Source organism: Methylobacterium sp. BE186, from assembly GCF_031457035.1.
GTDB lineage: Bacteria > Pseudomonadota > Alphaproteobacteria > Rhizobiales > Beijerinckiaceae > Methylobacterium > Methylobacterium segetis.
This window is the reverse complement of sequence record NZ_JAVDVV010000022.1, coordinates 1-26,353: the sequence shown is the minus strand read 5'-3', so window position 1 is coordinate 26,353 and position 26,353 is coordinate 1. Positions and strand designations below refer to the sequence as shown.

Below are 26,353 nucleotides of genomic sequence, written 5' to 3'. Positions count from 1 at the left end.
GATGAATCTGGCCTACATCCGCTTGTCCGCCATCGCTGCGGCAGCGTGCTTCTTACCCTTCATGTCAAACTTGGTCGGAGGCAGTGATGCCGAGACCTCCCCGATTTTTGGTGTCGAGGTGCCTGCTGGCTACCGCGACTGGCGGCTGATCAGCGTTGCTCATGAAGCGGGCGACCTGGATGACCTTCGTGCCGTTCTCGGCAATGACATTGCGATCAGAGCATTTCGAGAAGGGATTCGGCCCTTCCCCGATGGGACGGTCATCGCGAGACTGGCCTGGAAGCATGTGCCGTCACAGGAAAACAACGCAGCATTCGGGCGAGAACAATCCTTCGTTCCAGGCGCCTCCACCAACCTCCAGATCAGTGTCAAGGATACGAAGAAGTACATCGAAACAGGCGGCTGGGGGTACGGCCAGTTTGAAGGAGGCAAGGCCAACCGCAGTGAGGCTTTGATGAAGACGTGCTTCCCCTGCCACACTCAAACAAAGGCAGCAGAAGATCTCGTTTTTACCCGCTACGCGCAATGATCGCCGTATGTCGGTTTCGGTATTCGGGGCCATATCTTGATTGAAGGACGTGATGCAGGGCGCCGAGCTTCCGATACGGACCCCGATCCGTTTTCCGTTGAGCAGGCCCTCGCCCAGATGTTGGCTTGTGAAAGCCGGGGATTCCACGAGCTCTGATGCCCCGCCGCAGTGACCGCTTCGAGAAGCGGTCCGGATCGGCTGGACGACGGCAATGAGCGCGAAGAGACGGTCCATAGGTGGCCGATGGCGGCCCCTCCGCTTCGGGGCAGACGGTATGGGGAAGCGGACGTTCGGCGCAGCACAGGTGGATGCCGTGAAGTGACCCTTTCCGGACCTTCCGCGTTTCAGCTCCGAACGTCTGCTCCAAGGCGGGAAACGCACCACGTCGAGATCCAACCAGCACGCTCTGCGTTTGCGCGCGGGAAAGGGGGCGTCGCGCCGGACCGTGCGGTGGCCTTGATGGCGCGGGTGCGTGCGATTGGCCTGGGGACCGATCCTTACGGGTCGCCCTTACCTCTGGCCGGCAGCCTCTAGGATGAGGTCCGCAATGGCTTGCGGCTGCGAGATCAGGGACAGATGGCTTGCCTTCAACTCGACCGTCTTCGCGTTCATGCGCTTGGCCATGAAGCGTTCGAGATCCGGGTTGATCGTCCGGTCTTCAGTCGAGACGGCGTAGAAGCTCGGCTTGGACCGCCAGGCTGCCTGGGTTGTCTTGCCCGTCAGCAGGGTCTTGCGGAAGGGCTGCTGGACGGCAAACAGCACCTTGGCCCTTTCCGGGGGTAGGTCGCCAGCGAAGTCCCTCAGGAAGGCCGCCTCGCTGAGACGCCCCTCGTCGCCGTCGAACACGATCCCGGCCGAGGCCGGCGGCGTCGGATAGGTCTTGGCAAGCGCCGTGTAATCCTCACCGGCCTCCGGCGCCCGTGCCGCGACGTAGACGAGTGCACTGACCTTGGGGTCGACACCGGCTTCCGTCACGATCATGCCGGAGAAGGAATGGCCCACGAGCACGGTCGGCCCTTCCTGCCGGGCCAGCACGCGTTGCGCGGAGGCGACCGCCTCCTCGAAGGTGGTGAGCGGGTTCTGCACGGAGGTGACGTTCAGGCCTGCCGCCTGCAGCTTCGGAATGACCTCCGACCAGCACGACCCGTCGGCGAAGAGCCCGTGCACGAGCACGATATTGCGTGCCCTGGGTAGCTCCTGGCTCGACGCCGTGCCGGCGAGCAGAAGCGCCGCTGCGGTCGCGAAAAGGGCATGGTTCAAGCTTCGACGTGTCATCATGGGTGCGCCTCTCCGTCCAGGGGCTCCGCTACTGAAGGCTCGCTCCCGGTTCGATCGTCATCGCGAGAAGGATACGCCCGTCAGTTGCGCGCACGCGTCCAGGAGTGCGTTCTGGCACGCTCCGTCACGGGGGAGCGGGTCGGGCTGAGGAACGGGCAGGCCGGTCCTTTGCCTCTACCTTTTGCTGAGGTCACTTCCACGTCCAGCCTTGATGGGACGGTATGGCCGGCTCGGCGATCCTGACGACTCGGACGCGAGCACGTCGCAGGTGCAATCGAGGCTGGCGCGTTTCTGCCTCGGGTCACGCGGGACTTCGGGGATAGCCTCGCTAGCCCCGATCGTCGGTGAGGACAGGTAGCTCGCGATGGCGATGCCGCACCGTACCCTCACCCAATCTGGTGCGCAGGCCGAGCACCAGCGGAACCGTCGCGAGCGCCGTCAGAGCGGCGGCGGCCACGCCCGTGTTCTCGCCCAGCCGGTCGCCGAGCACGCCGTAGGCGATCGGCGCGAGGCCCCCTGAGCCGATCACCGCCGTGTAGAACAGGGCGAAGGCTCGGCCGGCCCCGCCCGCGGGCGCCAGCTCCGGCACCGTCCCGTACAGGACCGAGGAGGTGCCGTTCAGCACGAGGCCGAGGACAGGCAGCAGCAGGAAGCAGGGGCCGAGGGGCAGCGCGAGCGTCGCCACCATCAGGAGCGCCGTCGCTGTCTCGGTCGCGACCACGCTCGGTACCACGCCGAACCGCTCCCCGAGCCAGCCGCAGCAGGCCTTGCCGAGCGCGCCGCCGGAGAAGATCAGGGCGAGGCTCACCCCCACGGCCGTCTGCGCGCCGCCCTTCGCGTGGATCAGAAAGGGCAGGAACAGCAGATAGCCCATGCGGGTCGCGGTATCGAGCGCGCCGATGGCGAGGAGCAGGCGGAAGCCGGAGCGGTCGCCGCGCGAAGCACCCCCCGCCGTCGCCGCTGCGGCCCGCGGCGGGCGCCCGCGGGGCACGATCGGGAGCAGGGCGGCGGCTGCGACGAGGCCCACGAGGGCCATCAGGCCGGCGATCGGGCGCCAGGCGATCACCCCGAGGAGCAGCGCCACCGCCACCGGGAACACGGCCTTACCCAGATCACCCGCGAAATTGTAGATTCCGAGTGGCCCGCGCGCGTCCGCGCCGTAGGCCTCCGAGACGAGGAGCGAGGCGCGGGGATGCTGGAGGCTCGACCCGACGCCTGAGAGGACGAGCCCGGCGCACAGCCCGAACAGGCTGTCCGTCAGGCCCATGATCAGGAAGCCCGCCGCGGCGATGAGCGTCGACAGCGCCAGGGCGGCCCGGTTCGTCAGCCCGGCGGCGAGGCGGTCGGCCGGCACCTGAAGGCCGCCCATCGTCCCATAGTAGAAGCAGCGCATCAGGGCCAAGCCCGCATAGGAGAGGCCGAACTGCGCCTGCCAGACCGGCAGCAGGACGTAGAGCAGGTCGGTGTAGCCGTCGTGCAGGACGTGGGCGAGGCATGCGCCGAGCAGCGCGCGGCGCGGTCGCCGCGCGCCGTCGGTCACGGCGCTCGGGACGGTCTGCGGAAGGGCCAGCGGCACGGCATTCCTCGTGAGGATGATCGGACGACGATGCAGCCGCGGCCCTAGACCCGTGCGTTCTGCGCGAAAAGCACCTATCTCGTCGCGAGTGCCGTGCGTTTTCCTCACGGATCGAGGCATCGTATGCGCCGTCTGCCGCCGCTCAACGCCCTGCGGGTCTTCGAGGTCGCCGCGCGCACCGGGAGCTTCACGCAGGCGGGCGCCGAGCTCGGCCTGACCCACGGCGCCGTGAGCCGGCAGATCGGCGCCCTGGAGGATTGGTTCGGGCAGCGGCTCTTCGTGCGGGTCGGGCGCCGGATGGCCGCCACGCCCGCCGCCCGCGCCTTCGCGGCCGAGGTCAGCCTGTCGTTCGACCGGGTCATGGCCGCGGCCGAGGCCTGCGGTCGCCCGGAGGCGCGCCGTGTGCTGCGCGTTAGTGCGCCCTCGACCTTCGCGATGCGCTGGCTGATCCCGCGCCTCGACGCGTTCCGGATGGCGCGCCCCGAGGCGGATGTGAGCGTCACCACCACCACGACGCTGCACCAGGAGCTGCGCGGCGGCTTCGACCTCGCGATCCGGCGCGGGGCGGGTCCCTGGCCGTATCAGCGCGCCGTGCCGTTCCTCGACGAGGCCGACACCCTGATCGCGAGCCCAGCCCTGCTGGCGCGCCGCGCGCTCGCAGTGCCAGCCGACCTCGGACGGCACGCCTTGCTGGCCACCGAGACGCGGCCGAACGACTGGGCCGATTGGCTGTCGGCGGCGGGCCTCTCAGACGGCCCGGCGACGCGGCGGCGCGTGTTCGACCATTTCTTCGTGACGCTCCAGGCAGTCGAGGACGGCCTCGGTCTCGGCATAGGGCCGTTCCCGATTCTCGACCGCAGCATCACGGCGGGCCGTCTCGTCGCGCCCTTCCCGGAAATCCGCGTAGCGCGCCCTGGCTACGTCGCACTCATACCTTCCGACACGGACAAGACGCCTTCGCTCCTGGCGCTGGTCGACTGGCTTGTGGCGGAGGGATCGAAACAAGCCGGCTGAAGGCGCACATGCTGCCCCGGCGCGAGCAGCGGTCCTTCGGAAATTCATGGAGGGTCAGGCTTGCTCGCAGGATTAGAGGTCGCAGACTTCCACGCTCCTACCTCGGCCATCCGGTCTGTGTCAGGGCGCCGACGACCAAGGCAGGCTCACAGGGAGCGTCGACGCCGACGTCAGCCGAATTCATCGCGGCAACACAGGAGCCGACGACGTCGACAACCCCGTAGTAGATCCGCAGCAATGACCGCGTCACAGAGGCAGCTCCGCTCGCTTGTGTGACGAGAATGGGCGCAAATCGGAACGGCTCGCATTGGCCGCAAATAGAAGGTCGGCTTTCGGGCAAGCCACAGGGCGAAGGCGACGTCCCACTTCGGCCAATGCCATTCCTAAGGCAAGCCTTCACAAGCGAAGTTCCGACAGGGCTTGAAACTTCAGCGCTTCCGCCGTTCCAGAATGTCAGGCAACCTGTGCGGAAAGAGACAGGCCGTCTCGTGGAGCGTGCCTTTATAACAAGGTCTATTGGCTCAGGTCGGACTTGTGCTCACGCTCGTCGACACCTGTGTTCTGCTGCACACGTCCCTGGGCTAGCGCCCGCTCGTCCACGACAGGGCCCGGTCCCTGCCCGGATTGCCATCGACGCGCACCCCTGTTGCCGTCGGTCAGCCTCGAACGGGCAGCCCCGCGCTAAACAGGATGTCGTAGGTCATCGGGTCGTAGAAGCGCATGAGCGTCTGCACGAAGTGCCGGACATCGACGCCCAGCGCCTGGGCCCAGGCCCGGTAGCGGTCGGGCGGGATGCGGCCGCGGCCCGTCTCGAGCTGCGAGATGAACGTGTAGTAATCGGCGCCGACCAACTGCGCGAGCTGCCGCTGGGAGAGGCCGCGCGCCTCGCGCAGCTCCTTCAGGTACCGTCCGCCTTCCCGGCGCAATCCCCGGACTTCCTCCGAATCCAGGTGCTGATGATGAGCGTACACGATGAGGCGCCTTCTGCTCGAGACGCGAAGCTTCAATCGATAGAGTGACGTCCATACAGGATTGCCTAGATTCCTGTCTACATCACCCGTCGATGCGGCCGATGCTTAGGGTGGTCTTGGTCGGAGAGCGCACGGTGCCCGACGATATGTTCACCTCCTTCTTCGATGCGATAAAATGCACGCTCCATGAGCGCCAGCCTCGGCTCGGCACGAAGGTCCCGGGCGCCGGCCGGGCACCGCCGCACGATTGATTGGCCACGAGGCTGACCAGGCTTTCGGAGTAGCGTGGCGATGGGCGAGGTGATCTCCTTCTTCCGGCCTGCTTCAACGACCCAGGGCGCGTGGTCCCCGCAGGAACTTGCCGAGTTCTATCGGGTCGAGGACGCGCTGATCCGGGCTGGGATGCGGATCACCAGCGAGCAGGGCTTGAGCGACGAGGCCGATCCCTGGTTCGTCTTCTGCCGCCCCGACGGCGACGCCATCATGCACTTCGCCCGGATCGACGGCAGCTACGTGGTGGCATCCGAGGTCTTGGACCACACGATGCGGGGGGGCGACTTCCGCACCCTCCTCGACGAGATCGCGGCCCAGAACCCGGAGCTGCTGCCGATTCGGCGGCGGGGCGCCGGCACCACGTTCGCGGTCCACCCGGCGGCTCTGCTGGCGGCCCTCGTCGCGGCGGCGGCCCTGACCCTCTACTCCGAAGACGCTTTCGCCGGTGATCTCGACACCACCGGGCGCATCACCCTCGTGCCGGTATCGCCTATTGTTGGAGGCGGTCACGCCACCCAGATCGAGGTGCCCCTGCAACAGGCATCCCGAAGTGGAAGCGACGCCTCGAGCAGCGACGGCCAACGCCGGCAGATTGAGGCCGTCCTATTCGCAGCGATGATGTTTGTCGCTCAGGCCGCCGCGGCGGAGGAATTGGATCAGCCGCAGGATCCGGCTCTTTTCGCGACTGAGCCAGGCCATTCGCTCGCGTCGCAGGCGACCCAGGGTGATATGCCATCTCCCCTCGCCTGCGCGGCCGGCAGCGCGCGCGTAGAGGCGGGGGCGATACAGGCAAGCGTCTTCGGCATGGACGCCGAGCCTCGGAGGTCCGGGGGCGGAATACCCTCGAACTCCGAGCGCGCTGGCGTCACTCCCGCAAAACAGGCTGAGCCTGAGCTGGAAGGACCGGACCCGCTGAAGCTCGCGGGCGCGCACCGGCAAAGCCAGACAGACCCCGATGGCGCGAGCGCTCCGCATCGCCGCGAGGCCCACTCCAAGCCAGCCACAGCCTCGCACTCACCTGCTGACCCACCTCCTGCCGAGGCCGGAGGCGGCGATGGTGCGGCAGAGGCCAGGATCGAGGCGAAACGGGGCGGCGACACACCCAGCTCGTCGGAGAGCTTGTCGTCGCAGGACAAGTCGGGCTCAGGCAAGAAGGCCGATACCAACACGGCAGCCGAGGCGAGCCATGTGCCGTCTGGGCAGGCCACGAAGGCGTCGGACCTGGCCGACACCTCCGGCACGACAGCCGAGTCGAGCCACGCTCCGACTGGGCAGGCCAAGAAGTGGGCGGACGTGGCCGACACCTCCAGCACCCCAGTGGCGGTGAGCCTCGTACCACCCGGTCAGGCCACGAAGGCACAGGACGTGGCCGACACCTCCAGTCCGGCAGTTGCGGTGAGCCATGCGCCGCCAGGTCAGGCCACGAAGGCACCGGACGTGGGGGACACCTCCAGCACGGCAGCCGAGGCGAGCCATGTGCCGCCAGGTCAGGTCATGCAGCCGGCGGACGCGGCGGACACCTCCAGTACGTCAGTCGCAGTGAGTCATGTGCCGCCGGGTCAGGTCATGCAGCCGGCGGACGCGGCGGACACCTCCAGTACGGCAGTCGCGGCGAGCCTCGTACCACCCGGTCAGGCCACGAAGGCATCGGACGCGGCGGAGACCTCCAGCATCACCGCCGAGGCGAGCCATGTGCCGCCAAGTCAGGTCATGCAGCCGGCGAACGGGGCGGACACCTCCGGCACTACGAAGCTGACCGGTGTGGAGGAGCATGCAACGCAGACGGAGCCTAGATCGCCAACGTCAGGCGAGGCTGTCCCGCAATCTGAATCAACTGAAGCGAGCGACCTGTCGCAGACGAAAGCCGAGGGTGCCACCGAGAACGGCCGGGCGGCAGACATGCTTCACCAAGTTCCCGAAACTGCGCCTGGCAAGTCGGCAGACATAGCGGTGTCGCATTCAGCAGCGCATTCGACGAATGCCTTGCCGCAGATCGCGGTGCAACCTCCGCAAACCAATACCACGGCTCCCGCGCTGGCGACGATCGACGCGGACGGCAACCTCGTGTTCGGAGCAGGCGCTGGACATTCCAGCCCGCTGCCACCCGGTAACCCTGTGCCAAGTCCATACCCACAAGAAGCCGACCAGAATTCCGGCGTCGGTCTCGTAGGAATAGCGTCACTTCACAACCCGCTGCACCATCCAGAAATTCACTAAAGGGTGTGAGCTGGGCTGCAGAAATGACTGCTTTCGGGATGTTGCCCCGGATCGACCGAATGGCCGGGATGCGCGCATAGCTGCTGGCCGGGTTTGGCTGAAAGCGGTCCTTTCGGTTCAGGAGCCCGGCCACAAGTAAGCGCAGGTTCTGCGGGGCTCAGGTTCATGCCTCAGCGCAACCTCTGCCGGATCTTGTACTTGCTTTTTGCTGACGTCCGCTTCGCTGTAGAATGTTCTCAGTGGGTGCGCCAGCGTCAACCGCAAGGAGCATCGGCTATGTCGTTCAAGAGCGGTCCTGCCGTACTCGCGCTGGTGACCTCGCTTGCAGCACCTACCACAGCCTGGGCGTTTGGCTTTGCCGGATGCCCCAATCTTCCTGAATACAACCGCGCCCTGGGCACTCTTCAAGGGATGACGGTGTGCGGCATGACCATCGAGCAGGCTCGCCGCGTCGTCGCGGCTCATGACGGCTCCGCTATCACAGACCGTCAGGTGGTGCCGGTGCCTCAAGCTCGTAACCGCCGGTACCGGAGGCTGCCACACCACGGAGCAACACATAACCGGCGACCCGCTGTACGCTAGCTAGGTTTGCCGTGACGTCCGCCTCCCTTGTGCCGGCGGCGTCAGGTGGGTTGCGTGAAGAAGCCCGCCGCGGCGAACCGGGCGAGCTGAGGCGAATAGCTCGCGGACGGGCTTGAGCGACCGATAGTGGCCGGAAGCGGAAGGACGCTTGTGGGAGAGATGGTCGGGAAAGTGGACAGTGCCTGATCGCATCAGCGCGGTCCTGTCTCGGCTCTCGAATCCAGACCCTCAGTGCAAACGGGTAGTCCGCTGGAAGTGGGGCTCTGCGCCTGGTTGGCTCATCCTGACAAAGAGTTCCGCGCACTCTGCGGTCCGCGCCTGCGCATCAGCCAGGGTGTCGAAGGTCTCTGCCCCCCGGACCGTCCCATCCGGGTCGATGCAGACCGAGAGCCACGGTAGGCCAGCTGCAGGCGGATCATAGACCAGAAACGTGTAGCGCACCTGTTGGTCGTGGCTGAACATCGCCCGTCCCTCCGTCGCTGAACCCTTTAGTGCTTAGCCGGCAGCTTAAGCCAGGTAGGTGTGGATTAATCTGTGTTATTTTTTGGTTCCTCGGCTCGGCACGTTCGCTGGTCGAGCAAGGCCCGCTGTGCGAGCCTTTGCATCTACGCGCCAGCTGCCACGGGGAGACCAAACCGGGCGTTTCGCTCCCCGCCAGATCCCCCATCCTCTGTGGCGGTCAGTCTGTATCAGATCACTTGTCGCGAACGGACACCCTCGCCGCCTGCAGATCCGACCGGCATGTCATCAGTGCCGCGCGAAGGCGGCGAGTGCGGATGGGCGAGGCGGATTGAACCGGGCTCGCGGCCTGAACGTGTTCGGCTACCGCGTCGGCGGGGAGATAGGCCTGCCCCACGAGCGAGGCAGCCAGGAGGGCGACGAACGCCACCACAGTGAGGCTGAAGGCGCTGACAAGCTGCTGGACTCTCATGGGCGTGCTCCGTGTGGTTGAGCACGCACGCCATGCGCTGTTCGCCGGGAAGCTTCCGTGATGCCGGTCACAGTCTCTCGGGCGAAATCATGCCGCCGGGTTGTCTGCAGGAGCGACGCAGACGTGAGAGCTTCTGTCGCGGGGACCAAGTCGCGCCTGTGACGTTGCCCGCAACCTCACACAGGAGATCTCATGGCAACGACCTACAAGCTCGCACAGGCTCTGGCCGCGAAGGTGGGCGATCACGTCGAGATCGCCGTCGAAGCCGAGGACGGCACCAAGTTCAAGATCGTCGGCACCGCGGAGCAATTGGAAGCGCTCACAGGGGACTTGGAGACGATCCTCGATGCTGACGACAGTGCGGCAGCCTAGCCGAACCTCACGTCCTCGGTAGCGCGACAAGCAGGAGGAAGGCCGCCCGGCTGGTGCTGGGCGGTCCGACCTCGTGGTTCGGTCGATCCGTCGGCCGAAGCTCGGATTCGGATCGGCCGGCAGGCCCGACGGAAGGCTTGGCGCGCGTAGCTGGGGAGGACCGTGAACCCTCGACACTTCCCCACCCGGTTAGGATCCGGGGAACCGCGCACGCGGATGGCTTCACCCGCTCGCAACCCTCCTCCGGTAGAAGGCGCCGGCTCAGATCATTTGCCGCAAACCGCGCCCACCGCTCCGTCTCAGCCTTCCGATGCCCGACACGAACGAGAGCCCGAGCACGCCCGCGACTGCGGAGAAGAGGCTCACCGGCAAGCGTCACATCACGATGCGACTGGCCACCATCGTGCTGGAGGATGGCGAGCAGATCCCATGCGTGATCCGGGACATCTCGGTCAGCGGGGCCAAGCTCAGCGTGGCGCGTCGCTTTCGCCTGCCCGAATATTTCGACCTCATGGTCGCCGGTCGCGACCTGACGTGTCGGGTTCGACGCGCGTGGCAGCGGGGCGACTTCGCTGGCGTCTCGCTCCTGGCTGCGGATGGCGTCCTGAAGGAGGCGGGCGAGTAGGTTCTGCGGCTGCGCGGTGAGCGCGATGTCGAGCGCGAGGAGATGCGCCGCGACATGCGACGCGATCGGCGAGACGGGACGGGTGATCCTGATGACGAGGACTGATCCGTAACATCACCGCAGCGCCTCTTGGCTTCCCTGCAGGCGAGGCACGGCGCTTCGTCGTTCGGCCCGACTGAAGCCGCACCAGACGACAAAAGGCGACCCACGCGCGGCTGCGCCTGGATCGCCTTGGGATTGAGACTGCCCCGGTGTTGAGACGGAACCGGCAGCCCGTGGAGCCTCGCTACGGGCTTATGGTTAACGAGTCCTTGCCGAGCGGCTTCCCGATCAAGCCTGCGCTCGTCACGATGCCTGCACGCCGGATGGTGCCTTGCTGTCCCAGGCTTGCAACCTCCGCCTCCAAGCGGATGCCGAGAGCACTTGGACGGTAGCGTCTCGCGCCGGAAGCTCGTCCTGGCTAGGGAGGCGCGGCATCAATTCTGTCAAATATCAACCAAGATCGACTGCTTTTTGGTCACCGCGCCATGCTCATCGAAGCGGTACACGAGCTTCTGGCTCGTCGCGAGGTGCACATCCACCACCTCCTGAGCACTCAGGCCATCCAAGTGCATGACAAGAGCCCGCAGCGAATTGCCGTGAGCCACCACGAGCGTCCGCTTGCCCGCTCGCACCTGCGGCTCAATCTCCCGCACATAGTACGGCACAAGTCGTTCCGCGGTCATAACTAGGCTCTCGCCGCCCGGGGGAACAGCGTCATAGGATTTCCGCCATAGCTGGACCTGCTGCGAACTCCACCGATCGCGCGCTTCCTGCTTGTTCAAGCCAGCCAACTCGCCGTAATCGCGCTCGTTCAGTGCTTCGGTTTTCTCAACGTTCAGAGAGGTTTGCCCGAGTTCTGCCAGCATGAAGGTCAGGGTGCGCTGTGCGCGGATCAGCTCGCTGGTGAAAGCGAGATCGAAGACGAAGCCAAGGCCTTTCAACTGGCGGCCAGCCTGCACGGCTTCGGCTACGCCTCGGTCGGTCAGATCCGGATTTCGCAACCCGGAGAACAGGTTGCGCTCGTTATCAGTGCTTTGCCCGTGGCGCACGAGCACAAGGGTTCGTTCGGTCAACGTGAGGGCCCCGTCGTCAGACGGGCTTGGCATACAACACCCCGCCCGCAGAAGCGCGCCTCGCTACCCCTTGAGAAGCCTTTGGAGTGCGCCGTTCGTCGGCTTCTGGGTCTCGTCGACGAGGATGAACAGCGCTGTTGCGGCGATCGGCGCCTGGGGTGGGGGGTTGCTGTGGAGTTGGCCCTGCCCGTCCGCGTAGCCGACTGGCGTGCCGTAATTCGCCTCGAGCACGGCCGTGACCACGCTCGACCACGTCAGACCATCAACCGCGACATCAAACCGGAGGCACTCGTCACCCTCGCTGGAGAACAGGCGCTCGATGATCCACTCCGTTCCCGGCGCGACGATCGCGCGGACGATCATCTCGGGGTAGCCCCGCAGCGGCCTGACGATCGCCGACGCGCCAGCGCGCTTGAGACGCTCGCGGTTCAAGTCGTCCACGCACTCCGCGATGATGCGCGCCGTGATGCCCCGCTCGCGCAAACGATGGATGATGTCGAACGTGCGGCTGTCTGACAGGCGGTCTCCTTCGTTCTCGGCGAGAATGACGAGCACCTGAGCCTGGTCGACCCCTGCCGCTTCCAGAGCGGCCGGATCGTCGAACCGACCCTTGAGCTGGACGATGAGCGGATCGTCCTCGAGGTCCGGTGGAAGACCGTCGGGGAAGGCTTCGGTCAGGATCAGGGAGGGTACGGCGGCGAAATGGGCGTGCGAGCGGTGAAGCTGGTCGAGGAGGCGGCGCAGGTAGTCGCCCGGCTCGTCTGCCGGCGCATTCACAAAGACGATGTGGTCACGCATGTCCCATCTCCACTCGCCACGGCGCTTGCGCTCGCGGCGCAGGATCCTGAACTCGAAGAAGGCGCTGGCCGCCTGCGTCAGCAGGAAGATGCCGCTCAGGTAGATCAGCACGATGGTGGAGGCGCGACCCGCCGTCGTCTTGGCGGAGTAGTCGCCGTAGCCCGTCGTCGTGATGGTGGTGAAGGTCAGCCAAATCGCCTCACCGAGCCCCAGATGCTCGAAGGCGACCATCGAGACGACGTGCAATCCGACCAGGATCAGCAGCCCGACGAGGGCGAACCGGATCCGGTTGCGCAGATCCCGCACGACGCTGCGCCGGAACCGAAGGGGACGGGTTCGAGATCGCGTCGGGCGCCCCATGCTAACGCTCAGTTCGCATCCGAGGGTGTGCTCAACCCGCCCCGGTTGGCCGGCTCAACGACGACATTCAGCGGCGTGTCCGATCCTTCCTCAAGGACGCTCTTCAGTTCCCCGTCGGCCACCTTCTGCGAGGTTGCTGCGGCCGTTGGTCCAACGATCTGCTGGGTCTTGGCCACCATCTCGGCAGTGCTGGCAGCCGCCCGCTCGGCTGAGACCGCTTGACCACCTTCGGGCGCGATCAGGCCGAGACCGGCGGCATGCTTGGCCATAGCGGCGCTGTCGGCGGCTAAAACAAGGCTGCTACCGGCCGCAGCAACCGTAGCGGCGAGGCGCTCGATTTCGGCAACGCGACGCGCGTCTCGTGAAACGTTGCGGATATAGACGGCGAGCACGCGGCCTGGATGGTCCGCCACGACCTGAGCGTACACCTCCGGGTCGTGTTGGCCGCTGTCGCCGATCAGCACGAAAGGCAGGTCCCGGTAGAGCGCCAGCATGTGGCTGATGAGCTCGCGCTTGTGATCCTCCGCTCTTCGCGGCAGCGGGTGCCGCCAGGACAGGCCCCACTCCCGTAAGAACAGCACTGGTCCGACCGGGATCGCGTGCTGCCGGAAGAACTCCTCGAGCATGTCGTAGATGCCCCATGGGGCGCGAGACACGTAGAGCATGGGATTGGCTTCATCGCCGGTCACGCCGGCATGGAGCGCTCGACACAGTGCGGCCGCACCGGGGAACGCAACACGGCTCTCTGCGTCGGCCACAAACAGGCGCCAGAGCATCTTGAGCTTGTTGGCAACCCCCGTGTGCATGATCGTGTCGTCGATGTCGCTGATGACGACAAAGCGGCAGCGGGTCGGCGGGATGTAGACCTGTGCCTGTGCGCGTACCGGCGGGTCGGCATCGAGCGTCAGGTCGACTGAGTGCCAAGCGGAGTTGCTGGATGGCACATCGTGCGGGCGCAGGTGAAGACGGAAATAGCCGTCGCGGTCAGTCGTTACGCGAGTCTGCGTGCCGCCAATGCGAGCAGTCACGAGAGCTCCGGTGACTTTGCGACGGCGGATGCGGTGCGCGATGTTGCGCAGGCTGGCACGCACATCGTCTTCGCGTTCCGTCCGGTCGGAGTGCGACTGCCGGAACACCCGTCCAATGAGGAAAATCTCCTCGCTCGTGCCATATCCTCGATAGGCTTCTATGGCAGTTCCGCTCCGTCCTTGCGCCCTGCGTACGGGTCGTGCCGCGAGCGCCAGGAGTTGAACGACTGCCTTTCGCCAGTGCGACCCCGACTGGCTATCATCAGTCATGTGGTCAGCATCCAAAATGAAGCCATTGGTCCCGTTTGGATCAGGCACCGCATACGCCGGTCGGCGGACATACCGCAGTCTGAGCCACACCCTGAGAAACGTGGCAGCCGATGCCGGCGGTGTGAGTATGGAGGCGACGCCATTGCCGACCGCGGCTGTCCTAACGAGTCCGTGCACTCGGGAACGACCGCACACGCAACCTGGTTCATGGGCTTGCGCCTACCCTGGTCCGTCGTGCGCCGGCGGGAGCGGAGAAAACCGCGCATGACATCAACGGCTGTGGCGCGACCAGAACCGACACCCTTCTGGTCGGCGCTGTTCACGGATCGGCGGATCGCACCGGCCCTCGGCCTCGGTTTCACGTCCGGCATCCCCTTCCTCCTCGTCTACGCCACTCAGTCGGCCTGGCTGTCCGACATCGGGATCTCGATCGCGACGATAGGGCTCCTGAGCGAACTGACCCTCGCCTACAAGTTCAAGTTCCTGTGGGCACCGTTCTTGGACCGGTACGATCCGCCCGTACTCGGGCGCCTCCTCGGCCGCCGGCGGGCCTGGATCATCGTCGCGCAGCTCGGCGTCATGGCAGCTCTCGCCGGAATCGCGTTCGGCGATCCCGCGCATCAGCTCGCGTGGACGATCGTGTTCTCGCTGGCCCTGGGGTTTGCCGGAGCCACGCTGGACTTGGTCATCGACGGATGGCGCATCACCAGCGTCCGGCCTCCCGAGAAGCAGGCGGTCCTGTCGTCTTGGACCGAGATCGGCTGGCGCGTCGGCAACCTCGCGGCTGGAGCCGGCGCCCTGTTCCTGGCTGACCGGATCGGCTGGCGCGGCGCCTATCTCTGCATGGGCGGCCTGATGCTGCCGGGCATGCTTGCGGCCGTACTCGCCCCCGAGCCACCTTCAGACCTGCTCCCCTCTCACCTTGCCCGAGCCGGACTCGTCGAGACCGTGTGGGCACCGATCCGTGAGCTTCTGACCCGGCTCGGCCCCGCGGCACCGGTCATCCTGCTGCTCATTGCCGGCTTCCGGATGCCGGGCTACGTCGCGAGCGCGATGGCGGTGCCGCTGTTCAAGCACCAGGGCTTCTCGAACACCGATATCGCGACCGTCACCAAGCTCTTCGGCTTCTGGATCGCGCTCGGCGGCACTTTTCTCGCGGGTGCCCTCATCCCGCGGATCGGCATGCTGCCGAGCCTCCTGATCGGCACGGTTGCCGGCTCGGCCTCTCATCTCAGCCTCGCCTACCTTGCAGCCCACGGAGGCGACGGTGGGACGGCCTTCTGGACCTTCGCAGTCACCGTCGGCATCGACGGCTTCGCCTACGCCTTCGCGTCAGTGGTGCTGATCACGTACATGTCGACGCTCTCCTCGCCCGAGCATGCGGCGAGCCAGTTCGGACTGATGACGTCGCTCTGCGCCTTCCCGGGGAGCGTCTTGGCAGGCTTTTCGGGTTTCGTGATCGAGCGGACGGGCTTCACCTGGTTCTTCGTCGGGACGTCCCTGCTCGGGCTGCCGGTGGCGCTGCTCGCGTTCTATGTCTGGGCCAAAGTCGGCATCTCCGATGAGACTGCGGCGCGGCCTGTCGCTGCGCATTGATCGGCGACTTGGGATCGCCACAGGACTGGGTGAAGGCCAAGGACCGCCTCAACAGCCAACCATTTTGGCCGAAATCTGAACGGCGGCTTTCGGGCGGGCCGCCGGGCTAAACAGACGTCCCGCATCGGCCTGTGCCGTCCTTGGACTGGTCGTCGCAAGCGGGGGCTTCGGGAGGGTCTAAAGCAAAGCGTATCCGGCGTCCTGGTATGTCGGCCGACCTGTGCGGAACGGGGCGCGCAGGCTCATCGGACGGTCCATCCGAGCGAGCCCAATCGAAACCGTGCGCTTCCGGGCCGAAACCGGCCCGCGGTCCCATTCGGTCAAGCTGCCTTGCGCAGACTTGATACGCTGCTGCGCGCTGCAAGCCTCCAGCGGGCATCCTCATTGGCCCGCGTAAGGAGCGCATCCTGCCTGGCCCGCGTAAGGAGCGCGCGATGCCGAGCGCTCCTGTCCTCAGCTGGCGCGCCATGTTGTCCGATCCGTCTCCGGGCATGGTCTTCGTGCCCGGCGGGACCTTCCGAATGGGTTCGGATCGGCACTACCCGGAGGAGGCGCCGGTCCATCGCGTGTGCGTCGACGGCTTCTGGATCGACCGAACGCCCGTCACAAACGCGCAGTTCCGGGCCTTCGTGCGTGATACCGGCTACGTCACTCTGGCCGAGCGGCAGCCCAACCCGAAGGACTATCCGGGCGCGCTGCCGCACATGCTGCAGCCTGGCTCTCTGGTGTTCAGGCCGCCAAAAGGCATGGTTGACCTGCGCGACTGGAGCTCGTGGTGGCGCTTCAAGTTCGGCGCCCACTGGCGGCGTCCCTCCGGCCCAGGCTCCTCCATCGCCGGGCTCGACGAGCATCCGGTGGTGCACATCGCCTACGCCGATGCGGAGGCCTATGCGGCTTGGGCCGGCAAGGAACTGCCAACGGAGGCAGAGTGGGAGTATGCCGCGCGCGGCGGCCTCGACGGGGCCGAGTTCGCCTGGGGCGAGACGTTCATGCCAGGCGGGCGGCACATGGCCAACACCTGGCAGGGCGCCTTCCCGCACGAGAACCGCGCCGAGGACGGCTACGAGCGGACCTCGCCGGTCACGGCCTTCCCGCCGAACGGCTACGGCCTGCACGACATGATCGGCAACGTTTGGGAATGGACAGCCGACTTTTTCGCCCCGCAGCACTCGGCGAATTCGTCCAAGGCCTGCTGCGTTCCGGAGAATCCTCGGGGCGGGGGCGAGTCAGGCAGCTACGACCCCTGCCTGCCCGCGATTCGCATTCCCCGCCGCGTCCTGAAGGGCGGCTCACATCTCTGCGCTCCGAATTACTGCCGCCGCTACCGCCCGGCCGCGCGCCACCCGCAGCCGGTCGACAGCTCCACCAGTCACATCGGCTTCCGGTGCATCGCGCGTGAGAGGAGGCGATCATGAATCATGACCGTGCCTGCGAAGAGAATTCAGCGAACCTGCAAGCAGATGGCGGGCTGAGCCGCCGTAACATGCTTCTCACCGGGACGTCGGCCCTCGCAGCTGCCGCGCTGGTCTCGAACGCCCCGACCACGCCCGCACAGGCCCAGTCACAATCCCAACAGCAACCGGCGGCCGGGCAGAAACCGAACATCCTCGTCATCATGGGCGACGACATCGGCATCTGGAACATCGGCGCCTATCACCGCGGCATGATGGCAGGACGGACGCCCAATCTGGACCGGATCGCCAGCGAGGGCATGCTGTTCACCGACTACTACGCGGAGGCGAGCTGCACGGCGGGGCGCGCGGCCTTCATCACCGGCGAGCTGCCGATCCGCACCGGCATGACCACGGTCGGTCAGGCTGGCGCCGCCATCGGCATTCCGGCAGAGGCCGTGACCATTGCCACTGCGCTGAAGGGCATGGGCTACGCCACCGGCCAATTCGGCAAGAACCACCTCGGCGACAAGAACGAGTTCCTGCCGACGGTGCACGGCTTCGACGAGTTCTTCGGCTATCTCTATCACCTCGACGCGATGGAGGACCCGGCTCATCCCGCCTATCCGCAGGAGCTGGTGAACAGGGTCGGCCCACGCAACATGGTTCATTCGTGGGCGACCAGCGTCGACGATCCCGCCGAAGACCCGCGCTGGGGCAGAATCGGCAAGCAGCGCATTGAGGATGCCGGGACGCTTTACCCGAAGCGGATGGAGACTGTGGACGAGGAGATCCGCGACCTGGCGCTCGCCTTCATCGACAAGGCCAAGGCCGACGGCAAGCCGTTCTTCGTCTGGCTCAACCCGACCCGCATGCACGTCACCACGCACCTGTCACCGAAGTACCAGGGCATGCGCAACTCCCAGAATGGCTGGAGCATCCAGGAAGCCGGCATGGCCCAGCTCGACGACGTCGTCGGCGCGGTGATGAAGAAGCTGACGGACTTAGGAATCGACAACAACACCATCGTGGTCTTCACGACGGACAACGGCACGGAGGTGTTCACCTGGCCGGACGGCGGGCAGACACCCTTCGCACAGTCCAAGGGCACGGTCATGGAAGGTGGCTTCCGCGCGCCGGCCATGATCCGCTGGCCTGGCAAGGTTCCAGCCGGTACGGTCGAGAACGGCGTCATCTCCGGTCTCGACTGGTTTGCGACGCTCGTCGCAGCAGCGGGCAACCCGGATATCACCGAGGAGCTGAAGAAGGGCAAGCAGATCGGCGACCGGACCTACAAGGTGCACCTGGACGGCTACAATCAGCTGGACATGATCACGGGCAAGGGCCCGTCGAAGCGCAACGAAATCTGGTATTTCGGTGAGAGCGAGTTGGGAGCCGTCCGGATCGGCGATTACAAGTACCGCTTCATCGACCAGCCCCGCGGATGGGTGGGAGACAAGTCCAAGCCCGACATACCCTACATAACCAACCTGCGGCTCGATCCCTTCGAGCGCACGGGCTGGCCGGACGAGGGGACCAAGGCCGGGGCGCAGAACTACATGAGCTGGTTCCTGTACGAGTTCTGGCGCTACGTCTTCGTCCAGCAGGAGGTGGAGAAGCTCGCCATGACCGCCGTCGAGTTCCCACCGATGCAGAAGGGCGCGAGTTTCAACCTTGAGGCAGTCAAGGCAAAGATCCAGGCCGCCAGGACGGCGATAGCGAAGTAACGCTCAGATGTGGCAGCGGAGGACGTGCGCCAAGCCGCCGACGTCCTCCGCGACCGCTTGCGAACCTCCAGGAAGCTGCGTCTCGGCCATTCACGTCGTGCGGAGATCCGCCAGAGCCGCGACTTCCTGGCAGCTGAACGCTACGCCGACGAGATGAAAAGCATTCCTGCGTTAGCATTTGCCGGCGTTCACCGCCCCTGATGCAGGATCCGGACGGGCGGCGGACTGAAACAAGCCAGTTAAACACAGGCGGAGGTTGGCGTTCGGAGGAGCTGCCCCGTGCAACGTCTGAAGCTGCTGGGTCAGCGCCTGCTGATTGCGGTTCTGGGACTGGTGACAGTCTGGCTGATCTTGGTGCTGTTCTATGATGTCGCCGATCGGCGCCTTCCGCTCGTCCTGGCGCTGGCATCCACCTACGCCGCCGCTGCCTACCTGATCCTGCCGCGCGCGATCAGGCTCGGCGCGTACATCCTCAACCGGGGCCAAGTCCCGTCCTACACGCTTACCGGCGATGGCCTGCCCGGCGATCCCGTCAACCTGGCCCTGATCGGCTCCTTCGACGAGTTGCGCCGCGCTTTCCTCCAAATCGGTTGGACCCAGGCTGATCCGCTCGGCGTAGGCAGCGCGTGGAAGATGGCGCGTGCCTTCGTCCTGAACCGTCCCTATCCGGATGCCCCCTTCAGCACACTCTACCTGTTCAACCGGGGGCAGGACGTCGGCTTCCAGAGGTCGATCGACGACAGCCCGCGCAAGCGCCACCACGTTCGCTTCTGGGGCCTCCCGGTTGAGCGCGCGGAGATCACCCTCGACACCGCAGCCTTCTGGCTCGCGTCGAGCCGGCCAGCGGGCGCGGAGCGTGTCCTGTGGATTGGTGCCGCGACCAAAGATGTCGGCATCTCCCTGACGCGCCTCAGCTTCCAAATCACCCACGCGACAGACGCGGACACCAACGCGGAGCGTGAGTTCCTCATCCGAGAGCTGACGGAGCACGGAGTGATCGCACCGGTGCGCTATCATTTCCCTGGCGAGCGACTGTCGATCGGCACCGTGAACCGCTACGTCAGCGACGGATTGGTGGCTGTCGCGGAACTGAGCCCGTGGGCTGGCCCTCCGCTTCGTCTAGACGGCTCGGCCTTGAGCGACATTCCCATGAGATTCGACTGAATCCTTCCAGGGGGAAAATTCGCCCGCGGAGGGAGCGCGGCCGATTGTTGCCGCGTCCGTCGTCGACCGATTGGTTCTCGCTCCGGCTGTTCTCCTGCCCCTGGCCGCTTCCGGAGCGTTCCCTCACCTGCTGGTGACGTTTGCTGTCCTCGACCCAGTGCTGGCCATCGGTGCATCGGTGCTTTTGGGCGGTAGCCGGTCGGCGTAAGTCGCTCACGTGGTGCGTGCACGATCAAGTGCCGGAGAGCGGGTCGAGGGCCGCGGCAAGGCCGATGCCGCGTGCCGCCCGCGAGGCCCAATGAGCCGGCCAGCCCCGTAGCTCGGCGTTCCTGCGGCCGCCGAAGCGCCATGTCCCCAGCGCTGGCCCAGGCGTGACCTGCGCGGCGGGGCGCGCCGTGGGTCGGCCAATGGGTCTGCCGAGGGCCCGACCCTCATGCGCGGCGCGGCGGCGTTTGGGGTGTTGGGTGCGCCTGTTCCTGAGAGTGGCCAAGCCCCTAGGCCAGGGACGTCCTATGGAATGCAGGTCCGGATGGCGGCCAATGCCGAGGCTGGGACGGCCGTGTTGGTCGGGCTGCCCCACGGGGTTGGGACAACCGCGTATTGGGGCGGAAGGAACGGTAGAGAGGGGCTTGTCAGGAGACCATTGAGCACCGCGACGACCGCGCCCTTCGCGCAGTCGAGCACTGGCGCCCCGGAGGCGCCTGCGTTGAGAAGGAGGCGGTTGGCTCCCTGAACTTCGACAAGAGCCAAGCCAGCGTACCGGCCCACCGCGTCGCTGACGCGCCGAACGATGCCGCGCGCAACCTGCATCCGTCCGTCCGGGTAGCCTACGACCATGACGGATGCATCTGGGGTGGGGGCCGTCGATTGGACGTCGAGCACGGTCGCATTCGGGAAGGGATCTTGCAGTTCCATGATGGCCACGTCGTCCGCCAAGCCGGTGGGTCCTGGTCCGCGCCGAGGCCCTTCGGAGATCCTGCCCTTGACAGCCACACGTAGCCGGACCCGCGTCGCGATCTCCACCTGCCCCTCGCGGGCGGCCTGCCGCAACTCAACGTCCTGCCATGCCCCGTCAGGGAAATCGTTCGCGAAATGGGCGGCGGTCACCAGCAGCCGGGGCGAGGTGTAGAACCATGCGGTCGCCTGCTCTCCGACGACTTCACCGTTACCCTCACGCAGAGGCTCGTTGAAGTATCGCGCGACGCTGACGACGGCTCGAGCGGAAAGCGAAGAATCGATGCAGGATCCAGTCTGCTCCTGGGCTTCGGCACGAGTGGCCATCGAGGCGAGGCTGACGAAGAGCGTGACCAGCGCCAAGCCGATGGCGCACAGTTTCCCTCGGACCTGCCATGGCGGGACCATGTATTTCCCCATATTCCGCTGCTGGAGCTGCGGAACATCGGGACGACGCAGACGAGCACAGATCCAGGAGTACGGTTTCAACCCTGGGAGAAGGCCGGTTGTTCCTGGTGCAGGGGCGCTGCGGCCGGGCGCCTCGCACGAGGAAACCTGGGCCATTCTAACACTTCCTCTGCGGCACCATTCCGAGGTCGGCTATCCGCTCCGGGCAGACTTGTCTGACCTTTTCGGAGCTGTCGCCTGGATTTGTTGAGACAACCTGTCCCGACTGATCAAGCAATTGTATTGAGAACAGCCATAACGGCTACTCTGCAGGCATATCTCTGCCTGCAAGATTAAATCATGGGAGACGACAATGTCATCCTCCGCACTGCATAAGACATGTTGGATCGTCGGCATCGGCCTCACGACGGCGGTCGTGCTGGCGTATTCCGCGGCAGTGGCACAGCCGCTGGCGATCCGCGTCAATCCGCACCTTGCCGATGAGGGTATCCTCATGTCCGGCAACCAACCTGCCACTGTCCAGACCTTGTTCGAATCCGGACCTCGCTACACCGAAGCCAATGGGCGCGGGCGCAGGGTCGGCGTCGGAAGCTCGGTGCCGGACTGGGTCCAGATCGGCTCGTTCCAGAACGTCGCCGTCCCTGGGCTGAATCCCGTTGGCTACTACGGCTACTTCATCTCCCCGGACGACAAGGCCGTCGTCCTTGACCTGGGCTCCCGCAGAATCGTGCGCGTCATCCGTCCATGATGGGCGCGCCAATCCGGAAGAAGAGGAGAGACTGGCGCATCCTGACTTTGCCTGCGCCACGCCTCTCCTGAACGTCGCGGCCCTGCCAGTAATCGGCCGGTTCAGCCGTCGCACAGAGGCCGGACCAGCCCTATACCGAGCGCCGCGCTTCAGGTCCGCGTGCCCTCTGCCGCTGCTTCTGTGCTTCAGGTTCGGGAAGTCCAGCTGTGTATTGCCGTGTCCCATGTGCTGACACATCGCAGCCAACAGAGAGGGATGACGGACGGCTCTCGTCTCAGCTCTTCGCCACGACCACCTTCGGTTCGGCGGCTGGCTTCGGCGGTGCGACCCAGAGTGGCGCCGAAATCGTCAGGTAGGCGGCCGTGCCCGTGAACCGGTTCCTGACGTCGAATTCGCGGAAGAAACGGACGTTGGTGGAGACCGGGATCTCGCCCAGCTTGAAGGTGTAGCCGACCTGACCGCCGAGCGAGGTAACCCGTCCCTTGAACGGACCGATCCGGTCACCGGGGCCGCTGTCGCCGGTGAGCTGGTTGTAGTAGTAGCCGACGAGACCGATCGACAACTCCTTGCTCAGATACTTCGAGGCCGACCATTCCAGATGGAACTCGGTGCCGGTGAGGTACTGGGTCGCCGGGTTGATCCAGTTGAAGGTGATGCCGGGGGCCACCGAGAGCTCATAGCCCAGGGCGGGATCGAGGTAGGTGAGCGCGCCGCTGAGATCGAGCGCCGGGCGGTTCAGCGAGATGTTGGACAGCTGGCCGGTCTCGTAGGAGCCGGACGGCACGACACCGAGGAGTGTGCCGCTCCAGTGGAAATTGCCGGAATGCCAGCCGACGAACGAGGCGAGATAGATGTCGCCGACGTTGAAGACGGCGTCATGCTCGCGCCCGGCGATGATGCGATCGATGCGCGGCGAGAACAGGACGGTCGCAGCGCTCACGTTGGGCGTGCCGAACGGGATGGTCAGGGAGAAGCCGAGATTGCCGCCGAAGATCTCGACCGGGGTGACCCAGATCGGCGTGATGAAGTTCGCGCTGAGGTCGAGCTTGACGTTCGCCGCGACGACACCGCCGCTCTGGAAGGTGCGTCCACCCCCGAGGTTGCCCGAATAGTAGTAGGTTTCATTCTCGAAGTAGAAGCCTGGCGGCGGCGTCACGCCCGCGAGCGGGCCGCGATTGCCCAGCACGTAGACGCCCTGGGCCCCCTCGGCCGCCCGTGCATCCGATGTTACAAGTATTCCTGCGGCGCAAGCGATTCCGACGCTAAGGTTCCGCCAAGTCCCAGGCATTGCCATGCCTCCAGAAACCAATGCGATACGGCTTAGCTTGCGCAAACATCGCCGATTATCAAGGGTTAAAGTCGTACGATAACGCACACCGATTATCAATTTTGCATCAGACCAACACGATTTTAACTGCGCGGCATCTTTTGATGGGAGCAGTCTAATGACAGTTTAACCTCGCGCGGACTCCGTGAGCACCCTTGAACGAGTGGTTGGAGCCGCTGCGGGCCGACACGTCCTGCCCAGGCGCACACGATCGGTCGCTTTCCTTTCGGGCATGCCCTCCATCAGGCGCGCAGCCGCGCCAGGCGAGGCCCTACGCCACCGAGGTCGCCCGCATGCAGGCGCTTGCCAGATTGACGGTGATGCCTGATGCGGCCGCACCGCCCCGGTGAATCCAGCGGCTCTCTAAATCTGCAGCCTCCCTCCTGCGGGGAGCTTGCATGCAGAGAGGGGCCTCGCCGTGGAGGATGCGGCTCCCGCTGTGGGCAAGGAAACCCCGCGGGCGTGGGACGCGGCGGAATCCACCGGCCCCATTGGGCAGGGGCCGGATCATTCCGCTCGGGCAGCCCCATCAGACCGGTCAAGAAGACCGCTGCGGGCTGAGCCGTCCTGCGGATCTCGGATTTCCCGGCCACAAACAAGCGCCCCGGGATCTCTCCCGAGGCGCCGTTTGACGAAGCGGCCAGATGATCGGATGCCGGGGACGCTCGGCCAAACTTCAGTGTCGTTGTCGAGATTAGTACGTGCCGAACTTGTAGTTCACGCCGGCCCGCACCACCGCAAACTCGAGCGGGTTGTTGCGCGCGATGACGCCGGGCGCCAGGACAGCGGTGGCACCGGTCGCGGTGTTGAACGCGAACACGCCGTTATTGCGGTTGTTGCGCTCCAGGTTCACGTACAGACCCTCCACCCGGAACGTCACGGCCGACGCGCGGAAGAAGTTCAGCCAGCTATCGGCCGACAGCGCGTACTCGACGCCGCCGCCGGCGGTCCAGCCGGTGCGGAAGTCGTCGTTGCCGCGGAAGCCGCCGAAGCGGAGTTCGTCGCTGCCCGAGCCGTAGGCGAAGCCGCCGGTGCCGTAGATCAGGGTGCGATCCCAGGCATAGCCGAGGCGGCCGCGCACCGTGCCGAAGAAGTCGAGGCTGGCCAAGCCGACCGGGTTGACAAACGCGATGTTGGGAGCCGGTGCGAAGCCGGGGGTCAGCGCGAAGCGGTTGCGGTTGCGGCCGAAGTCGACGTATTGCGCGTCAGCCTCGATGCCGACCACCGCGCCCGAGCCCGGCGTAAACTGGTAATTGTAGCCGATCTGGCCACCGCCGCTGAATCCATCGAGGGAGTTGCGGCCGCCGAACACGACCTGCGACGGGGCAAGCGGCCCGACGACCAGCGGGCTGCCGGCGGGCAGGTTCACGATGAAGGGGCCATTTCTGCGCGAGCTGGCGTCGAAGGCGTAACCCGCGTTGAAACCGGCGTAGAAGCCCGTCCAGGTGAAGACCGGGACCGGCGTGAACACCGGCGGGGGAGCTTCGCGGCGGGGGAGGTCGGCGGCGGCGGCGGCACCCATCAGGGCTGCCGTGGCCGCGCTGGTGAAAAGCAATTTTCTGATCATGTGGTCCTCGCTTCCTGGTTGGAAGTCCGGTCAGCCTTTCGAGGCGCGCCCTGCCTGCCTAGTGCCGCCGCGCAATGGGCAGGCTTTGGTAAAACGCGTACCACCACTTAAGTATAGGCACACCCGCTTCCGTGTTGCGAAATGGTAACGGCCGGCTCGCAAGTCCACATCATGGAAAAACCCTGCGAGCCGCAGAGCTCGCAGGGCAAGTTTGCTTTCAGCAATCCAGAGGACCAGTCGGGAAAGCTTGAGAACGAAGTTTGCACGCCACGGCGCCGATCGGCAAGTCTGGCGGCTGAGTTCATGTTACGTGAGTGTTGCGCGAAGGAGAGTCGTTCGCCTTTCATGCATCGAGAAGGCGCCGAAATGCTTCAGGCATCAGCAAGGTACACCGGCCGGAGACATAGCTGGGGGAGATCTCCGGCCGGCAATTTGGGCGAGAACGATCGGGAAGGCATGATGCTCACCCTCGAACTTCGTGATGTCGAAATCAGGCGGAGGCGTGGCAGTAGAAGGACCGGTCTGAAACCGGACGTATGCCTCCATTTCACAAGCCGAAAACCTAACCGGATGTCGCGGCACGATCACTCGCGCGCTCTCATCTTTCGGATGGTACCGCTTTGGACGGACCGGACTTCAGGATGTTGGAAATTTACCTGAAATTGTAGCCGCGGTGGCCAGTTGGGCGGCACGGCCAGCGTCCGCAGGCCGAACCAGCCCGCCGACCCTGTTCTCTGAGCGACGCCTCTGCGCAGATCAACAGCCTTGGCAGATGCTGCTCATGGCCCCCTGCCGCTGGGCGACCCACCACTCATCCTGTGCGGCTCGCGCCGCCTCATCGCTGCGGTCGGCGCCTCGATATCGCTGGCCATCGGCAGCCCTGGCCTGAATGCCGGATCCGACCAGATCACCGATTTTCCACACAGCCCCGGCCGACAGCGTGCTGCGGCTTTTGGGGCAGCACCTTAGGCTCGGCAGACGTCCTGGTCCGGCCTGTGGCATCCTCAGGCAGGCTTTGTGATTGATGTTCCAAAGGCGCATGAAACGTCAGCGCTTTCGCCGTTCAGAAGACCGTTCGGCGTATGCGGGATACGGTAGATCGACGCGTGGAACTGCCTGATAGGGCGAGCCTTTTTCGAACGTCAGACATACGGTGCGCTGCCAGGCCGAAGCCGGGCCGCGGTCCCATTCGGTCAAGCTGCCTTGCTCAGACACGGTATGCTGCCATGCGCCGCGATCCGATGTGGCTCTCGAAGTATGCCCTCGTCGTGCTGACGGCTCGCGAAGCCGGCCCGATCGCACCTGGAGCGACGAGGGGCTACATCGGGCGCGCGTCATAGAGGGATGGTGATTTTTCCGGGAGGCGCCGGCCGGTGCGGGATTCTCAGGAGACGGCCATGGATGTCACCAGACGGACCTTCGCCGCGGGCGCCGCCACGCTGCCCCTCGTCGGCTCGGGCCTGCCCTCCGCCCGGGCTCAGAGCATGGTCCAGGACGCGCCGGTCATCGGCAACCATGCCGCGGCGGACCCG

Annotated in this window: 21 protein-coding genes; 11 read left to right on the top strand and 10 right to left on the bottom strand. The window is 65.6% G+C overall.

The features are described 5' to 3' along the window. Window position 1 precedes the first annotated feature (1 nt). Entirely contained in the window at window positions 2–529 is a 528-nt protein-coding gene (locus J2X36_RS19635; protein ID WP_310352908.1) for a cytochrome P460 family protein, read from the top strand. Window positions 530–1,039: 510 nt separating this feature from the next. Here J2X36_RS19635 and J2X36_RS19630 read toward each other — a convergent pair. Beyond that, a complete protein-coding gene (locus J2X36_RS19630) occupies window positions 1,040–1,807 on the bottom strand; it encodes an alpha/beta hydrolase (protein WP_310352906.1) in 768 nt (255 codons plus the stop codon). A gap of 328 nt (window positions 1,808–2,135) precedes the next feature. Continuing rightward, a complete protein-coding gene (locus J2X36_RS19625; protein ID WP_405029823.1) occupies window positions 2,136–3,383 on the bottom strand; it encodes an MFS transporter in 1,248 nt (415 codons plus the stop codon). 123 nt (window positions 3,384–3,506) lie between these two features. On the opposite strand from J2X36_RS19625, the gene J2X36_RS19620 reads away from it, so the two are divergent. Beyond that, complete coding sequence (locus J2X36_RS19620; RefSeq protein ID WP_310352904.1) at window positions 3,507–4,397, top strand: LysR substrate-binding domain-containing protein; 891 nt, start codon at window positions 3,507–3,509, stop codon at window positions 4,395–4,397. 656 nt (window positions 4,398–5,053) lie between these two features. On the opposite strand, the gene J2X36_RS19615 is transcribed toward J2X36_RS19620, so the two are convergent. After that, entirely contained in the window at window positions 5,054–5,368 is a 315-nt protein-coding gene (locus tag J2X36_RS19615) for a helix-turn-helix domain-containing protein (protein WP_132256405.1), read from the bottom strand. Window positions 5,369–5,659: 291 nt separating this feature from the next. On the opposite strand from J2X36_RS19615, the gene J2X36_RS19610 reads away from it, so the two are divergent. Then, window positions 5,660–7,858: a hypothetical protein gene (locus J2X36_RS19610; protein WP_310352901.1), complete on the top strand. Its 2,199-nt coding sequence runs from the start codon at window positions 5,660–5,662 to the stop codon at window positions 7,856–7,858. 1,276 nt (window positions 7,859–9,134) lie between these two features. On the opposite strand, the gene J2X36_RS19605 is transcribed toward J2X36_RS19610, so the two are convergent. After that, window positions 9,135–9,371: a hypothetical protein gene (locus J2X36_RS19605; RefSeq protein ID WP_132256339.1), complete on the bottom strand. Its 237-nt coding sequence runs from the start codon at window positions 9,369–9,371 to the stop codon at window positions 9,135–9,137. A gap of 192 nt (window positions 9,372–9,563) precedes the next feature. On the opposite strand from J2X36_RS19605, the gene J2X36_RS19600 reads away from it, so the two are divergent. Together J2X36_RS19600 and J2X36_RS19595 are read left to right on the top strand one after the other, a co-directional pair. Next, window positions 9,564–9,743: a hypothetical protein gene (locus J2X36_RS19600; RefSeq protein WP_310352898.1), complete on the top strand. Its 180-nt coding sequence runs from the start codon at window positions 9,564–9,566 to the stop codon at window positions 9,741–9,743. A gap of 310 nt (window positions 9,744–10,053) precedes the next feature. Then, a complete protein-coding gene (locus J2X36_RS19595; protein ID WP_132256344.1) occupies window positions 10,054–10,368 on the top strand; it encodes a PilZ domain-containing protein in 315 nt (104 codons plus the stop codon). A 485-nt stretch (window positions 10,369–10,853) separates the two neighbouring features. Here the strand turns inward: J2X36_RS19595 and J2X36_RS19590 are convergent, their stop codons facing one another. The 3 genes from J2X36_RS19590 to J2X36_RS19580 all read right to left on the bottom strand — a co-directional run bounded on the left by J2X36_RS19590 (window position 10,854) and on the right by J2X36_RS19580 (window position 13,939). Next, window positions 10,854–11,483 (bottom strand): 2,3-bisphosphoglycerate-dependent phosphoglycerate mutase, encoded by a 630-nt coding sequence (locus tag J2X36_RS19590; RefSeq protein WP_405029822.1) that lies wholly within the window; start codon window positions 11,481–11,483, stop codon window positions 10,854–10,856. A gap of 63 nt (window positions 11,484–11,546) precedes the next feature. Then, window positions 11,547–12,641: an ion channel gene (locus J2X36_RS19585; protein WP_405029821.1), complete on the bottom strand. Its 1,095-nt coding sequence runs from the start codon at window positions 12,639–12,641 to the stop codon at window positions 11,547–11,549. A gap of 8 nt (window positions 12,642–12,649) precedes the next feature. Then, window positions 12,650–13,939: a phosphatase domain-containing protein gene (locus J2X36_RS19580; protein WP_310352893.1), complete on the bottom strand. Its 1,290-nt coding sequence runs from the start codon at window positions 13,937–13,939 to the stop codon at window positions 12,650–12,652. Window positions 13,940–14,203: 264 nt separating this feature from the next. Between J2X36_RS19580 and J2X36_RS19575 the strand changes: the two genes are divergently transcribed. The 5 genes from J2X36_RS19575 (at window position 14,204) to J2X36_RS19555 (ending at window position 19,817) form a co-directional block, all read left to right on the top strand. Continuing rightward, window positions 14,204–15,535, top strand: coding sequence for an AmpG family muropeptide MFS transporter (locus tag J2X36_RS19575; RefSeq protein WP_310352891.1), 1,332 nt, complete (start codon window positions 14,204–14,206; stop codon window positions 15,533–15,535). A 434-nt stretch (window positions 15,536–15,969) separates the two neighbouring features. Further along, window positions 15,970–16,950: a formylglycine-generating enzyme family protein gene (locus J2X36_RS19570; protein WP_310352888.1), complete on the top strand. Its 981-nt coding sequence runs from the start codon at window positions 15,970–15,972 to the stop codon at window positions 16,948–16,950. 68 nt (window positions 16,951–17,018) lie between these two features. Further along, complete coding sequence (locus J2X36_RS19565; RefSeq protein WP_405029826.1) at window positions 17,019–18,653, top strand: arylsulfatase; 1,635 nt, start codon at window positions 17,019–17,021, stop codon at window positions 18,651–18,653. A gap of 24 nt (window positions 18,654–18,677) precedes the next feature. Beyond that, window positions 18,678–18,854, top strand: a complete 177-nt coding sequence (locus tag J2X36_RS19560) for a hypothetical protein (protein WP_310352883.1) — start codon at window positions 18,678–18,680, stop codon at window positions 18,852–18,854. Between the two features lie 78 nt (window positions 18,855–18,932). Continuing rightward, window positions 18,933–19,817, top strand: a complete 885-nt coding sequence (locus J2X36_RS19555; RefSeq protein ID WP_310352881.1) for an LssY C-terminal domain-containing protein — start codon at window positions 18,933–18,935, stop codon at window positions 19,815–19,817. A gap of 510 nt (window positions 19,818–20,327) precedes the next feature. Here J2X36_RS19555 and J2X36_RS19550 read toward each other — a convergent pair. Next, window positions 20,328–21,191, bottom strand: coding sequence for a serine protease (locus tag J2X36_RS19550; RefSeq protein WP_310352879.1), 864 nt, complete (start codon window positions 21,189–21,191; stop codon window positions 20,328–20,330). A gap of 340 nt (window positions 21,192–21,531) precedes the next feature. Here J2X36_RS19550 and J2X36_RS19545 point away from each other — a divergent pair, with 340 nt between their 5' ends. Beyond that, window positions 21,532–21,927 (top strand): hypothetical protein, encoded by a 396-nt coding sequence (locus J2X36_RS19545; protein WP_310352877.1) that lies wholly within the window; start codon window positions 21,532–21,534, stop codon window positions 21,925–21,927. A 274-nt stretch (window positions 21,928–22,201) separates the two neighbouring features. On the opposite strand, the gene J2X36_RS19540 is transcribed toward J2X36_RS19545, so the two are convergent. Next, window positions 22,202–23,215 carry a transporter gene (locus tag J2X36_RS19540; protein ID WP_310352973.1) on the bottom strand — a complete coding sequence of 338 codons (1,014 nt, stop codon included), beginning with the start codon at window positions 23,213–23,215 and terminating at the stop codon, window positions 22,202–22,204. A 733-nt stretch (window positions 23,216–23,948) separates the two neighbouring features. Beyond that, window positions 23,949–24,821 (bottom strand): outer membrane beta-barrel protein, encoded by an 873-nt coding sequence (locus J2X36_RS19535; protein WP_310352875.1) that lies wholly within the window; start codon window positions 24,819–24,821, stop codon window positions 23,949–23,951. Window positions 24,822–26,353 lie beyond the last annotated feature (1,532 nt).